We start from the raw sequence: 14,487 nt of genomic DNA, 5'->3' as shown, positions 1-14,487 counted from the left end.
AACAACTATGAAAAATTTACAGCAACTTTTCTGCAAGCACGCCATTGCTGCCAGTGTCAGCAGTGTTTTTCTGAGTGCTGCTGTAGCGGCGCAAACACCGCAAAGCCCATCACCGGGTGTGGACAATACCGACGATAGCCTGGTTGAAGTCATTCAAGTACGAGGTATTCGGGGTTCACAGATTAAATCATTAAACGAGAAGCGATTTGCTGATTCAGTAAGCGACTCTATTAGTGCCACAGACATCGGTAAGCTGCCCGACGTGACAATTGCCGATTCTTTGCAACGTATCACAGGCGTGCAAATTAACCGTTCCGGTGGTGAAGGAAGCACCGTAAACATTCGTGGTATAGGCCAGGTTGGTACCACCCTGAATGGCGAGCAAATGCTATCAGCAAGTTCAGTAACCACGGTACAACCAAATTTTACTGATATTCCTTCTACCATGGTTTCCGGCCTGGATGTGTATAAATCCCGTGAGGCAAGCATGATCGCTTCGGGAATGTCGGGTATTATCAACCTGGCCACATACCGGCCTTTTGATCTGGAAGAAGGCTTGACGCTGAACGCCAAAGTGGAAGCCACAGATGGCTCTATGGGCGAAGACGTGGATAGCCTGGCAACCGCATTTATTGGGTACAACAATAACCATGACTTTGGGGCCACCTTGTCGGTGACCGTGTCAGAGAAAAATCTGGCCGATTATTTGATTGGCTCAGCAGGTGGCGATTGGGGTTTTGCAGCAACCGAAGCCAATACCTTTGTAGAACCCAATACCGACGCAAATGGTAATGGAACGACTGACGACGTTTATTATGCGTTTCAGGGGCATCAGGCTTCAAACCAGTTTGTTACTCGCGACCGTGTGGGAGTAAATGGGTCTTTTCAATGGCAGGCCACTGACGACATCGAAGTGTTGGGCGAAGTGTTTTATACCCAAATGGATGAACTTAACAGGCAGGCTGGCTTTATTGCAGCGCAAGCCTGGCAAAGTGTGACAGGGTGGTTCACACCCGCTGCCGACGGCTTTACCGCCCATGAGAACTATATTAAGGATGAAGACGGCAACATTGTCGATTTGGGTGGTACATTTAATTCTTTCTCCAGTGGTGTTTTACAAGCGCGCAGAACCATGGTGCACTCCGAGGCCAATGCGTCAGAACGAGAAGCCATTAATACCAACCTTGAAATTAAGTTTGATAACGGCGGCGATTTTTCCGGCAGCGTGCGCTGGGTGCATGGGGAAGCCCGTGATGACAATGCGCTGAGCGTTGTCGATGCCTATATAAACAGTGGTTCACAGGTGGGCGCAACTTATAAAGGCGCTGGTGGCGTACCGGTAAGTGACGTAAACCCCTGGGGCTACGACGGACAACCTGCCGAGCTACCCGATGGTACTGCGGCCGGTGACTTCACCATGATCCCCATTGGTATTACTTACTCCGGCGGCGAGCAAATCTGGAATTTGCCATCCACTATGTATATAGACGGTGAAGAAGTCAATGAGGTCTTTGGCAGCAACATCAACCGATATTCCGCAACATCAACCAACCTTACCGGTGCAAACCGCGATGCTGATCTTGATGTGTTTCGCCTTGATGGCACGTATTTGGCCGATTGGGGGCCTGTCATGTCGGTTGACGCTGGCGTGCGCTATGCCAAGCGTTCTGTAGAGCAGCAGGCCTGGATCGGCGGCGTGGCCCGTACCAACGAATACGGTGAAGCGTTTTTGTCGCGCTGGAAAGATTCAGCCAGTCAGGCGCCAAACTCGCTGGAGTCTTTCATTGAACCGATTTCGTTTACCGAGCTCGATCAAAAAGGCATGATCACCCAAATCAGTGATTTCCAGGGTGCTTCTGGTCTCGGCAGCCTGTACTTTGTTGATCCGGAAGCCATGTCTGATCCCCTCGGCTGGCACAATGAAGTGTACGGGCAAAATATCCAGTCGCCTGATGGTGCAAATTCTTACGACATGGAAGAAACGATTCAGGAATTTTACTTGCAAGCCAATCTCGATGGCGAAGTTGGCGGTATGACATATCGCGGAAACGTGGGTTTGCGCTATGTGAAAACGGAGCTGGATATCAACCAGTCAGACGTGGCAACCAATGGTTTTGCTACCTACAACGGTGTTGACTACATTCTCTCTGGCGCTTTGGGCATGCTTCCGCCTGCCTCGGCGCAAATTAATACGAAGCGTGATTATTCAGATCTACTCCCATCTATCAACCTGGTGTTAAATCTCACTGACGACCAGTTGTTGCGCTTCTCGTACACAGAAACGGTAACGCAGCACAATACCAACAACCTTGCTGGCGGTATCAATGTGTCGCGAATATTGGCGTGTGACGTGCAGGCACCCGATGGTTCAGATGTATTCTGTGCCGTATCGGCCAGTCAGCAGGGCAACCCACAACTTGAGCCCTGGCGTTCAACGAACCTCGATGTGTCTTACGAATGGTATTTCAGTGAAACCGGAATGCTAAGCGTGGCTGCATTCTCCATTGATATTGAATCCTTCATCAAAAATACCACGGTATTCTTACCTATCGCGGACAGCGATGGTCAGGTGCGGGGCTATGATCCGGCCACAACTGAGTTTACCGGGTTGGTACCCACAACCACCATTGGCAACGGTCAGGGAGCAAGCGTAGAAGGCATCGAAATTGGCTATCAACAGGGCTTTGATTTCCTTGATGGTATTTGGTCAAACTTCGGTATAAACACCAACTATACTTATTCACCCAGTACCAGCGATGAAACTGACTACTACGGCAATGACACGCCTATGATGGACAATTCAGAACATCAGGCCAACTTTGCGTTGTGGTATGAAGATGATGCACTGCAAGCGCGTATTGCGGCAAACTACCGCAGTAAAACCTTCCTTTCCATGCGACGTTTGGGCGACTACGAGTTAGCGAAATACCTGGATGCCACAATGTATGTTGATGTCTCTGTCAGCTACGACATCAACGAGAACTTTACGGTGTCCTTGCAGGGGTTGAACCTGACTGAAGAAAGCCGTGATCAGTACTACCAGTGGACTGATTTAACTGACAAACGCTATATCAACGAGCGTCGCTTCACTTTAGGCGTACAGTATCGTATGTAATGTGTCCCCGGCTTTGCGGTAGTAGGTGTCGTCCCCATTGTACACGTGCTGCTCTTAGCCCCAACTAAAGTGCTGGCTGATAGCTGATATTGGTCGGCACTTTTCTTCTTTCTGTCGCTTGTATCTTGCCTTCCCTGTCAGCAACGATATATCTCCCACTCGTCTTTTTTTCCAAAACAAGTGAGCATTTATGAGCTGGGTGTATTTAGTTCTCGCAGGATTCACGGAAATAGGCTGGCCGCTGGGCTTAAAAATCGCACAATCCGGCCAGCACAGGGTTGCAGGTATTGCCATGGCAGTTAGTTTTATGGCTTTAAGCGGGTTCTTACTTTTTCTCGCGCAAAAAAATATTCCCCTGGGTACGGCTTATGCCGTGTGGACGGGTATTGGTGCGGCCGGTACTTTTCTGGTTGGTGTATGGTTTTTTAACGATGCAAGCTCAATGCTGCGTTACGTGGGCGTGATGCTTATTGTGGCTGGCGTGGTACTCCTCAAAGTCGGATGATCGTGTGAAATTAATTAACAAAGTTGACATGAACCGGTTCAAATATTCGGGTGTGTGAGTAGAATTTTGGTGACGAAATAGGGCCGCAGAAGTGTGCGGCCCTATTGAGGTGAGGTAGTACTTTCCCGAATGATAAACTCGTAGGGCAGAACGTGTTCGGTAACGGGTTGAGGTTCGCCCCTGATAAGCCCAATGAGAATTTCTGCAGCTCTTTCGCCTATCTTTTCTGCAGGTTGCGCTATTGTGGTTAACGACGGTACCGTGTATTTGGACACGTCCATGTTATCAAACCCGGTAACGGAAATATCGTCTGGTACACGAATGCCTTTTTCTGCAAACCCCCGTATGGCGGCAATGGCCATTTCGTCGTTAAAACAACACACTGCAGTGGGGCGGGAAGGCATGGCGTTAAAGCGTTCGGCTGCACTGAGTCCCGACCAATAGTTAAAGTCACCCTCAATAACAATACTGGGGTCATAGTCTATTCCCGCTCCTGCTAGCGCATGGCGGTAGCCCTTTAATCTGTCGATGGTGTGGGGGTTTTGCTTAAGCCCTGTGATAACACCAATGCGTTTATGACCAAGGTTCAGCAAGTGTTCTACCATTTTTTTTGAGGCACCAACATTGTCAATGCGCACCGAGTAAGACGGCGTGTTTTCACAACTACTGGCGGCCACGGAAAAAATATCATCACGGGGAAGTAAGGCGTCTTGTTCTCGGTACGGGCGAAGGTTAATAACGCCATCGGCCAAGCGGGTTTCCACCATTTTTATAAATTCTTTTTCCCGGGCCTGGGAATCTTTCGTGTCGCCTAGCAGCACGCTGAATCCGGCGTCTTGGGCTACGCTTTCAATACCACTAATGACCTTGGCGAAAAAGAGGTTGGCAATGTCGGGTACCAGCACTACCAGTGTGTTTGAGCGTTTGCTGCGAAACTTTTGTGCCAGCATATTGGGTTTGTAGTTTAGCCTGGCAATGGCTTCTTGTACCTTCACCAGGTTTTTCGGAGAAACGCTCTCTGGCTTACTCAATGCTTTTGATACGGTGCCGGTGGACAGTCCTGCTGCTTTTGCTACATCCCGAATTGTGGCCATATAAATCTCGTGACTGATTAAAATCTGTGGAATACCCGTTCAATAAATAGGTATTTACCGGTTCATTAGTTTAATGTTATCGGACTGCGGGCGCAAATATCTATTTCGGAAGGCAAAAACCACTTGATAAATGAACCGGTTCATTTTAAGGTGTGCGAATATTTACAATTATGTAACGAACAGTGTGTTTTGAGGGAATTATGGTTTTAACGTCGTTAGATATAGCCATCTTGCTATTGTATCTGGTAGCAGTTTTGGCGTTAGGCGTGGTAGTTTCGCGCATGGCCAGAAAAAGCACTAAAGGTTATTTTCTCGGCGGCAACCAAATATCCTGGCCTTTTCTCGGGCTCTCCAATGCTTCGGGCATGTTTGATATTAGCGGTACCATGTGGATGGTTTACCTGCTTTTTATCTACGGGTTAAAAAGTGTTTACATTCCGTGGCTGTGGCCCAGCTTTAATCAGATTTTTCTTATGGTGTTTCTGTCTGTCTGGTTGCGTCGTTCTGGTGTGATGACGGGAGCAGAATGGATCCGGTTCAGGTTTGGCGAAGGTCGCGGTGCGCAGTTAAGCCATTTTGTTGTGGTGTTCTTTGCGTTACTCAGTGTGCTGGGTTTTCTGGCGTACGGGTTTATTGGCGTTGGAAAGTTCGCCGCTATCTTTTTACCGTGGGAATTGCATGCCGATCCACACAATAATGCCCTGATTTATGGCCTTATTATCACCTTGTTCACATCTATTTACGTGGTAAAAGGCGGTATGGTGAGTGTGGTTTTTACGGAAGTACTGCAGTTTGTCATTATGACAGTGGCGTGTATCGCCATCGGCATTATTGCCATGCAGCAGGTGTCGCCTGAAATGCTTGCCGAAGTAGTGCCCGATGGGTGGGGGTCCATGGGTTTTGGATGGACTCTCGATCTTGACTGGAGCGGTGTGCTGGCGCAGGCGAACGAGAAAATTGTGGAAGATGGCTGGTCATTGTTCTCTATATTTATCATGTTGGTGCTGTTCAAAGGCATACTACAGAGCATGGCAGGACCCGCGCCGAACTTTGATATGCAGCGAGTGCTGTCGGCAAAAACGCCGGCCGAAGCAGCAAAAATGAGTGGGTTTGTAAGCATTGTTCTGCTGTTTCCCCGCTATATGATGATCACAGGGCTGACCATTCTGGCGCTGGTGTATTTTATGCCCACCTTGCAACAAATGGGGCCTGATGTAGATTTTGAACAAATCCTGCCCTTTGCCTTGGCTAATTTTGTGCCCAGTGGCTTGTTGGGGTTGGTAATCGCAGGGTTGCTGGCTACTTTTATGTCTACGTTTGCCGCCACCACCAATGCTGCGCCCGCCTATGTGGTTAACGATATTTACAAGCGTTACATCAATCCTCAGGCAACCGAAAAGCAAGCGGTAAAAATGAGTTACCTGGTGTCTGTAGTGTTCATCGTGGCCGGCACACTTATCGGGTTGTTTGTTCCCTCATTGAACAGTGTGGTGATGTGGTTGGTTTCTGCCCTGTATGGCGGCTATACGGCTTCAAATTTACTGAAATGGTATTGGTGGCGCTTTTCCGGATACGGCTATTTCGCCGGTATGGTGGCTGGTATTGCAGCCGCAGTTCCACTGATGTTTACCGATTTGTCACCTCTGTACGCCTTTCCCGCATTGTTTGGATTGTGTCTGGTCGTTTGCGTAATTGCCAGCCTTAAAAGCGGCCCTGACGACATGGACGTGCTGGTGAATTTCTATGTAAAAACCCGCCCATGGGGGTTCTGGAAGCCCGTTTTACAGGCTGCACAACGAAAAGATCCGTCGGTGACAAGCAATACGGCCTTTAAGCGCGACATGTTCAACGTAGGCGTGGGCCTTCTGTGGCACACCTCACTAACAGCGGCGCCAATTTTTATGGTGATACAGAACTGGTCAATGTTTACCGCTGCAGCTGGAATGGCCTTGTTGACCACCGCAATACTCAAATTCAGCTGGTGGGACACACTGGAAGACGACGATAGCCTTGTCCCAGCTCTGGCAAGCACAGTAAATGAACCGTTTATACCCAAACATCAAGGTAAGTAATTTTATGGATACGACACAATTTCAACAACGCAAAGAGGCCTTGCTTTCTGCACATGAAGCGCTGTTAAGCGCGACTAACAAGCCCGTGGCGGGTGGCAATGGTATTTATCAGCGCTGGAAAAACCCCGTGGTGACGGCAGATCACATTCCCCTGAACTGGCGGTACGATTTTAGCCAAAGTCGCAATCCGTTCTTAATGGAACGCATTGGTGTAAACGCCGCGTTTAACGCCGGCGCAATTTACCACAACGGAAAATACCTGATGGTAGTGCGCGTCGAGGGCAGTGATAGAAAGTCCTTTTTCGCAGTGGCTGAAAGTGACAATGGCGTAGACAACTTCCGGTTTTGGCCCCGTCCTGTCACCATGCCCGAAACCCATGAGCCTGATACCAATATTTATGACATGCGTTTAACAAAGCACGAAGATGGATATATCTATGGGCTGTTCTGTACCGAACGCAAAGACAAAACTAACATGGCAGATACGTCTGCCGCTGTAGCTCAGTGCGGCATCGCCAGAACCAAAGATCTGGTTACCTGGGAACGTTTACCTGACCTTATCACTAATAGCGGGCAGCAACGCAATGTGGTGTTGCACGAAGCGTTCGTTGATGGCAAATACGCACTATTTACCCGTCCACAGGACGGTTTTATTGACATCGGTGGCGGCGGTGGCATTGGCTGGGGCTTAACTGAGTCTATGGAGAATGCCCGTGTAGATGAAGAAACCATTGTGCACCCTAAGGCTTATCACACTGTGTATGAGCTTAAAAACGGTCAGGGTCCCGCTCCAATAAAAACAACGCAGGGCTGGTTGCACCTGGCTCACGGTGTGAGAAACACCGCCGCGGGTTTGCGCTATGTGTTATACATGTTAATGACCGATTTACACGAGCCCTGGAAAATTACCCACTGTCCTGGTGGCTATTTTATTGCACCTGAAGGTGAAGAACGGGTGGGCGACGTAAGTAACGTGGCGTTTAGTAATGGCTGGATCCGCAATGAAAACGATGAAGTGTTTATTTACTACGCGTCTTCCGACACCCGTATGCATGTCGCTACCAGCACGGTATCACAGTTGGTGGACTACTGCGTGAATACACCTGAAGACGGCTTTACATCGGCTCGATCTGTTGCCGCTATTAATGCATTAATTGACAGCAACGAGCAGGCAGGCGCATGACTATCGCGGCTAGAAAATTCAATGACAGATTGACAGGCCACCAAGTGGATGCGCAGCTAACCGCCATTGCGTCGTGGTGGAAACGGCACAGCATCGACAATGAACACGGTGGCTTTTACGGTGAAGTCGACAACCAGTCAAAGCCCGTTCGGGCGGCCAGCAAAGGCATTGTGCTCAATACGCGTATACTGTGGTTCTTCAGCGAGTATGCCAGGCACACCCAACTGGCGGAAGACAGAGCCATGGCCGATAGGGCCTATCAATATCTCACAGAGTACTTTGTCGACCAGCAATACGGCGGGTTGGTGTGGGAGCTAAGCGCATCCGGTGCAATCATCAATGGGAAAAAACAGGTGTATGCTCAGTGTTTTGGCATATATGCCCTGTGTAGTTATTTTACCTTGAGCCAGTCTGAAGACGCCCTTAAGCTCGCCCAGATCTTGTTTCGGTTAGTGGAGAACTTTGCCCGCGATCACAATGCCGGCGGTTATATCGAAGCGTGTAGTCGCGAGTGGGGAAAAATCACTGACTTTCGCCTGAGTGAGAAAGATCTCAACAGTCCTAAATCCATGAACACCCATTTACACGTACTGGAAGCCTACACAGCGTTGCATCAGGTTGACGCATCACCAACCACACAGGAAGCACTTGACCATGTGATGGCCGTGTTTTTAGACCGTGTCGTGGTGCAAGACAAGCAACATCTGGCGTTGTTTTTTGACATGGATTGGCAAAGTCAGTTCGACCGTCTGTCTTTTGGTCACGATATTGAGGCCAGCTGGTTGTTGTGTGAGGCGGCAGAAGTACTGCAAAATCCGGCGGTTAGTGAGCGGACACAGCAAGTTGCCATTGCGCTGGCAGAATCGTGTTTGCGCAAAGGTGTGGCCTCTAAAGGCTATGTCATTGACGAATATGACAGTGCAACGGAAACTTTGGGCGAGCACAGCCATTGGTGGGTTCAGGCCGAGGCGCTGGTGGGGTTTTTAAATGCATACACGCTTACTGGTGAGCAACGGTATCGCGAAGTCTGTGACCGCATCTGGCGCTATATAATGGCTGAACATGTGGATGACGGTGAGTGGTTGTGGTTGGCGCGCAGTCATGGTGGGAAAAACCAGGATTACAAAGCCGGCTTTTGGAAAGGCCCTTACCACAATGGGCGGGCAATGCTGGAGCTCAAACGTCGTTTGGTTGCTGAGGGTTATTAGTATGGCAAAACACGTGAAGTTCGCGGCCGTAGTGCTGTGTATGCTTTTCAGTTCAGTGAGTTACGGTTTTGAACACTTCATCACCCGACAGGGAAGCCAGCTCTTTGATGGTGAGACACCGTTTCGTTTTTTTGGTATTCACGCCCCTGAATTGCACCGCATTGAAGATGATGCCCGAGGTAAATGCGAGGCTGACAGGCGCAACTGGGGGCAATATTTCAAATTGCCTACCCGCGATGAGCAGGAAAACTGGATTAAGGCCTTAAGCCTGACCGGCCACAAAGCCATGCGTATTTACGTGCTGTCGGTAGCGCATCCCGACGATGATGCCTGTGGCCGCCCGGTGCACATTTTGCCACCGAAAAAGTCAGGCGGAATGCCGGTGCTCAATGAAACTGCCATGGTGGTATATGACCAAATGATTGCCCTGGCGGAAGAAAATCAACTGCGGTTGATTCTTCCTTTCATCGACCACTGGGACTGGTGGGGAGGTCGCAAGCAGTTAGCCGCATTTTACGGCGAAACGGCAGACGATTTTTACGATGTAAAGAGTAAGACGTTTCAGGCGTATCACCAAATTATTCGTCAGGTCATCACCCGTAAAAACACCATTACCGGCCGGTACTATTACGATGAAAAAGCGATCATGGCCTGGGAAACCGGCAATGAACTCAAAGGCAGCACGCAGGCATTTGTGGCATCGACCGCACGGTTAATAAAACAACTGGCACCGCATCAACTCGTCGTAGATGGCAACTATACAGCCATTACCCCCGGTTCATTGAACAACGACGATATCGATATTGTTAGCAACCATTTCTACACGAATGTAGGGAATAATAGCCCTGACACCGTTTATCGCGACCTTGCAGCGATTGGCGGCAAAAAAGCGTATTTGGTGGGGGAGTACGGTTTGGTTCCCATTGAAAAAATGCGCACCATCGCCGACGCATTGGTGACAACATCTGTTGATGGCCACAAGGCCGTAGGCGGTTTCGTGTGGGGCTTCAGAGGCCATCGTCACAACGGCGGGTTCTATTGGCACCACGAAGGCAACTCGGGATATAAGAGCTATCATTTGCCGGGCTTTGCTGAGGCTCATGCCAACCAGGAGCTTCAGGTCACTGCGCTGGTGAGACATACACAAGCCCGCATGGACGGCAAAGACTACGCGGCTCCCCTGGCGCCGCCTTCGGCACCTGTACTCAGGGCGGTGGACAAATGCGGAGAGATCGCGTTTATGGGGGCACCACTTGGACGTGCGTATCGCATCGAGCGAAAGGCCAAAGAAGGTGATGTGTGGGAAGTGGTAACACCGAATTTCTCAGACGGCATTGTCGACTTCAACCCTGCGGAAACCCCCTTGTTCATCGATGTAAGCGCCCCCGGTTTAACCGGCGCGTTCCTGTACCGGGTTATAGCCGTTAACGAAAGTGGCGAATCGCCGCCGTCCAACACCCTTACCTGGCACGCGGGGCAATGTGAGAAGGCAGCGCTTTAACCCCGTCAGGTCACTTTAAAGTGCCCCATGGTGTTTTGCAGTACTTTGGCATTTTCCCGCAAATCGGTGGCCAGTTTGTTTAGCTCTCTGGCCAATTGATGTTCTTCTGCTGCGGCTTGTTGAACACTCACTACATTACTGGCGATTTGCTGAGCGGTTACCGATTGCTGTTCAGTGGCGGTTGTCATGGTGTTGGCCAGCGTTTCCACCTGATCAGCATTCTGGCGTACCTCTTCTGCTGCAGCCTCGCCGTCTTCAGTGGTTCGCAATGCTGTGGTCGTCTGTTCAGCGCTATCGCTGATACTGTTGATAACATCATTACTGGCTTGGGTGAGGCTGTCGAGCAGGGTGGATATTTTATCCGTAGAAGCTCTGCTCGCCGTAGCCAGCTGTCTGACTTCATCGGCAACAACAGCAAAACCTCTGCCGTGCTCTCCCGCCCGGGCAGCTTCTATGGCAGCATTTAGGGCAAGTAAGTTGGTTTGCTCTGACAAGGAATTAATGGTGTTGATAATACTGCTGATTTCCGACATTTGTTCACCCATTGCCTGGGCTTTTTCTGACGCGTTTTGCATGTCTACAGACAAACTTTCAATCGTACGACGAATATGGTTATTGGCCTGCAATGAGCGGTCTGCTACTTCCTTTAGAGATTGACTCGCTGAGAGTGTCTCTGACGTTGATGATGCAATCTCCCGGCTGGTTGCCGCCATTTGTTCAATAGCGAGCGTAATATCACGCGATTTCTGTTGTGTGGCATCGGCATCGGTTAGTACTACAGAGGTGGCTTGTTGTAAGTCGGCAGTGAGAATATCCGAGTTGGCGAGGGATTTACTTAAACCCACAATGAGATCCCTGAGGGCCATAATCATGTGCTGGACCTGCCTGGAAATAACCCCCAGTTCGTTATTGCTGTCGAGGCTCACGTCTAGCATCAGGTTGCCACTGCCCGCCACGGTATCGAGTTTCTCTTCCAAAATACCCAGTTGAGAGCGCAAAAGCTTAAGCATGGCAAGATACAATAAACTCACCAGTAAAATGGCCATCACCGTAATGGCAACAACCGTATACAAAAAGGTGGTTTCCTTTTTCACATTGGTAGCGGCGGTGTCTTGAATATTAAGCCATTGTTGATCCAGAATGCGTTTTATACTGCCAATTTGTTGTGTTGCTGCAGTAAACCAGGCATTGGCATCAGGCAGTGACGAATACACAACATCGGGCTGTTTTAGCGCATCTGTTACGTTGCGCATCAATGCTGTGTTAGAAGAGTTACTGGCTGTCAGGAAATCTTGCTTCTGCTTCCCACTTAGCAACTGCTCTAATAACGTGCTAAGGGCCTGAATTTCGTTTTGATACGTGGCAATTTCTGCCAGTGTGGATGCCGTGACTGACTGCTTTGCCAGTACGCCGTTTACTTTCCCCCGTACTTGCCCGAGACGCTCTTTTAACCAGGCCAGTTCCAGGGCATTTGTCAGCCCCGAACTGGCGCTTTTGGCGCTGATGTTCAAAGTAATGTTTGCCGCGGCTTCCAATGCCGCTTTATTCAGTGAACTGTAGTAGCTGAAGGCTTCACTGCCGTTTAGTTTATCAATCTGGCGGCGAATGGCGGCTTTTTTTTGCAGGAACTGCTGCACAATGACCACATTTTCACTGATTTTATAGCCCGGTGGCCAGTCCAGGCGCAATTGTGCCTGGAAATGCTGTACAGCGTCATCGGCTTTGGTGCGTTGTGCTATAACCTTTTGCCGGGCTTCGTTGGTGTTTGATCCCAGGAACCCCGCGGTTAGCCCCCGCTCAACAGCGTGATGATGAGCGACTTTCTCAAGTGCATCGAGTAACGCAATAAGACGAATATCATCTTCGGCTAAATTTACCTTATCAAGTGTATTGCGCGTGTCTTTGATCACTAAGGTCAGAATGATGACGAGAAACAAACATGCACTGGTAACGGTAAGTTGAATGAGCGAAAAACGTTGGAGCCATTTCAAGATGTTGTCCTCTTTGCGGTAGTTGCTTTACAAATAAGCAATGCCGTGTCAAAACAACGGCCTTTAGGAAAGTATAACTACTCTCGGTAAATTGGCGAATTAGTCAACAACGAAATGGCAAAATTTCGACTAATTAATTAATTTGGCAAACTTTTATGACGAGTCAGAACACATTCAGAGAGCTATTTTTCACCATAGTCTTCCACATCTTCAACGACCCGGCGTTCGGGCCTGGCTTCTCCAATGGGATCGGAGTGAATAATGACATCGGTATCGCTAAATGCAGCCTCAAGCGCCAGTTCCACTGCATCGGTGATATCATGGGCTTTGCGAAATGTAAGGGAGGCGTCGAGCAAAATATCCAGCTGAATAAAACGCTTTCCTCCGGCCTTGCGGGTGCGCAAAGCGTGGTAGCCTTTCACTTGCGGGTTGTTGTCTAAAATGGCTTTTATCTTATTTTTGTCTGCTTCAGGTAGTTCTTGGTCCATCAGTTGCGGAATGGCTATTTTACTTACCTGAATAGCTGAATGGCCAAGAAATCCACCCATAACAAGGCCGGCGATGGCATCGAGTCTCGGAATGCCATAAGTTTCGCCAATTAATACGGCAGCCAGAGCCCCGGTGAGGGCGAACACGTCGCCCAGGTAGTGGGCACGGTCAGACTTTATGATCAGGGAATCTGTTTTTTTCACGGCTATGGTCTGAAAGGTAACCAGCACGAGGGTGGCAAACAGAGAAATGGCTAAGGAGCCCACTGCGATGTCAGGTTTGTCGAGTGGCGCAGCCTCGTAAAAGCGCTGTGTAGATTCCCAGATAACCAGGGTGGCAGACACGCTGATGAGCACAACCTGTCCCATGGCAAAGAGCGCTTCGGCCTTGTGGTGACCAAATTTGTGGTTGTTGTCTGGCTCAGTTGCGGCAAAGCGCGCGGCGACAGCCGCCGCCACACTGGCAAGGAGATCAATACTACTGTCTGCCAGCGACCCCAGCACAGCTGTTGAACCTGTCATCAGCCAGCCCACGGCTTTCAAAATACACAAAGAAGAGGCCACCAGGATAGCGGCAACAGTGGCAACCCTCACCCATCGGCTGCGATCACCTCTTGATACACCTGTCATTCTTGCTCCGACACTCCAATCCGGTACTATTTGCCTATGTTAACGCAAAGCGCACGGCGGGTCTTTATTCTCATGGCCGTCTTGCGCATTCAGTTGTGTTATAAACCACGTTAGTCTGAAAGGGGATTGAATTTTGTTGCTATACGTTTGTCGTCATGGGGAAACCGAATGGAACCGCGATCGGAAGTTGCAAGGGCAGTTGAACAGTCCGTTGACGTCTCTTGGCGTGCAACAAGCCACAGAGATGGCCAGTAAGGCAAGTGCGTGGGCATTAACCGGTATTTGGAGTTCACATTTGGGACGTGCCAAGCACACGGCGGATATTTGTGCCACAACCCTAAAGGTCAGTCATACTGTTGACGAACGGTTGTGTGAGCGTTCGTTTGGCGAATGGGAAGGTAAACCCATGGCAACCTTACCCGATTATCTGGAATTCAGGAAGTACCGCTATACTCAACCTGAGCGCATGCCAGACAACGGTGGTGAAAATGCCAACTCGGTTGCCGCCAGACTGAGTGATGCTCTGCATCACATTGCCCGTAGCAGCCGCGGCAACGCACTGGTGATAAGCCACGGCGATGCTATGGCTTGCCTCGCCAGAACGTTTTCCCAGGGGCGGAAAATAGGCAATTGCTCCGGTTATACCCTGTGCGCTGAAAATGGCGAATTGCACTGGGGAAGTTGGCTGGACTGAAGCAGA

At 49.7% G+C, this 14,487-nt stretch carries 10 protein-coding genes; 7 read left to right on the top strand and 3 right to left on the bottom strand.

Translation table 11 applies throughout. The annotated features are described in order from the left end of the window. Positions 1–7 precede the first annotated feature (7 nt). Together KO518_RS18550 and KO518_RS18545 are read left to right on the top strand one after the other, a co-directional pair. A complete protein-coding gene (locus KO518_RS18550) occupies positions 8–3,115 on the top strand; it encodes a TonB-dependent receptor (protein WP_216027339.1) in 3,108 nt (1,035 codons plus the stop codon). A gap of 190 nt (positions 3,116–3,305) precedes the next feature. Then, positions 3,306–3,620 (top strand): multidrug efflux SMR transporter, encoded by a 315-nt coding sequence (locus KO518_RS18545; RefSeq protein ID WP_216027338.1) that lies wholly within the window; start codon positions 3,306–3,308, stop codon positions 3,618–3,620. A gap of 101 nt (positions 3,621–3,721) precedes the next feature. Here the strand turns inward: KO518_RS18545 and KO518_RS18540 are convergent, their stop codons facing one another. Next, complete coding sequence (locus KO518_RS18540; protein WP_216027337.1) at positions 3,722–4,714, bottom strand: LacI family DNA-binding transcriptional regulator; 993 nt, start codon at positions 4,712–4,714, stop codon at positions 3,722–3,724. Positions 4,715–4,914: 200 nt separating this feature from the next. Between KO518_RS18540 and KO518_RS18535 the strand changes: the two genes are divergently transcribed. From KO518_RS18535 to KO518_RS18520, 4 genes are read left to right on the top strand one after another with little or no spacing between them, the layout of a single operon-like run. Then, the gene (locus KO518_RS18535) at positions 4,915–6,786 is read left to right on the top strand and encodes a sodium:solute symporter family protein (RefSeq protein ID WP_216027336.1); all 1,872 of its coding nucleotides are present in this window, start codon (positions 4,915–4,917) and stop codon (positions 6,784–6,786) included. Between the two features lie 4 nt (positions 6,787–6,790). Continuing rightward, positions 6,791–7,969, top strand: a complete 1,179-nt coding sequence (locus KO518_RS18530) for a glycosidase (protein WP_216027335.1) — start codon at positions 6,791–6,793, stop codon at positions 7,967–7,969. Further along, the gene (locus tag KO518_RS18525) at positions 7,966–9,177 is read left to right on the top strand and encodes an AGE family epimerase/isomerase (RefSeq protein WP_216027334.1); all 1,212 of its coding nucleotides are present in this window, start codon (positions 7,966–7,968) and stop codon (positions 9,175–9,177) included. The genes KO518_RS18530 and KO518_RS18525 overlap by 4 nt, the downstream gene beginning before the upstream one ends. A 1-nt stretch (position 9,178) precedes the next feature. Next, positions 9,179–10,678, top strand: coding sequence for a beta-mannanase man5E (locus tag KO518_RS18520; protein WP_216027333.1), 1,500 nt, complete (start codon positions 9,179–9,181; stop codon positions 10,676–10,678). A 5-nt stretch (positions 10,679–10,683) separates the two neighbouring features. Here KO518_RS18520 and KO518_RS18515 read toward each other — a convergent pair whose 3' ends face one another. Then, on the bottom strand, positions 10,684–12,669 hold the full coding sequence (locus KO518_RS18515; protein WP_216027332.1) for a methyl-accepting chemotaxis protein: 1,986 nt from the start codon (positions 12,667–12,669) through the stop codon (positions 10,684–10,686). A gap of 182 nt (positions 12,670–12,851) precedes the next feature. Continuing rightward, a complete protein-coding gene (locus KO518_RS18510; RefSeq protein ID WP_216027331.1) occupies positions 12,852–13,787 on the bottom strand; it encodes a cation diffusion facilitator family transporter in 936 nt (311 codons plus the stop codon). Between the two features lie 133 nt (positions 13,788–13,920). Between KO518_RS18510 and KO518_RS18505 the strand changes: the two genes are divergently transcribed. Beyond that, a complete protein-coding gene (locus KO518_RS18505) occupies positions 13,921–14,481 on the top strand; it encodes a histidine phosphatase family protein (RefSeq protein WP_216027330.1) in 561 nt (186 codons plus the stop codon). The last annotated feature ends 6 nt before the right edge of the window (positions 14,482–14,487 follow it).

The organism is Aestuariibacter sp. A3R04, from assembly GCF_018860805.1.
Classification (GTDB): domain Bacteria; phylum Pseudomonadota; class Gammaproteobacteria; order Enterobacterales; family Alteromonadaceae; genus Alteromonas.
The sequence above is the reverse complement of the archived record's forward strand: the minus strand, read 5'-3'. Positions and strand labels throughout refer to the sequence as shown.

Excerpts from the sequence above, each read along its gene's own strand:
- KO518_RS18550 (WP_216027339.1), top strand. The coding sequence starts at position 8 with ATGAAAAATTTACAGCAACTTTTCTGCAAGCACGCCATTGCTGCCAGT.
- KO518_RS18545 (WP_216027338.1), top strand. The coding sequence starts at position 3,306 with ATGAGCTGGGTGTATTTAGTTCTCGCAGGATTCACGGAAATAGGCTGG.
- KO518_RS18540 (WP_216027337.1), bottom strand. The coding sequence starts at position 4,714 with ATGGCCACAATTCGGGATGTAGCAAAAGCAGCAGGACTGTCCACCGGC.
- KO518_RS18535 (WP_216027336.1), top strand. The coding sequence starts at position 4,915 with ATGGTTTTAACGTCGTTAGATATAGCCATCTTGCTATTGTATCTGGTA.
- KO518_RS18530 (WP_216027335.1), top strand. The coding sequence starts at position 6,791 with ATGGATACGACACAATTTCAACAACGCAAAGAGGCCTTGCTTTCTGCA.
- KO518_RS18525 (WP_216027334.1), top strand. The coding sequence starts at position 7,966 with ATGACTATCGCGGCTAGAAAATTCAATGACAGATTGACAGGCCACCAA.
- KO518_RS18520 (WP_216027333.1), top strand. The coding sequence starts at position 9,179 with ATGGCAAAACACGTGAAGTTCGCGGCCGTAGTGCTGTGTATGCTTTTC.
- KO518_RS18510 (WP_216027331.1), bottom strand. The coding sequence starts at position 13,787 with ATGACAGGTGTATCAAGAGGTGATCGCAGCCGATGGGTGAGGGTTGCC.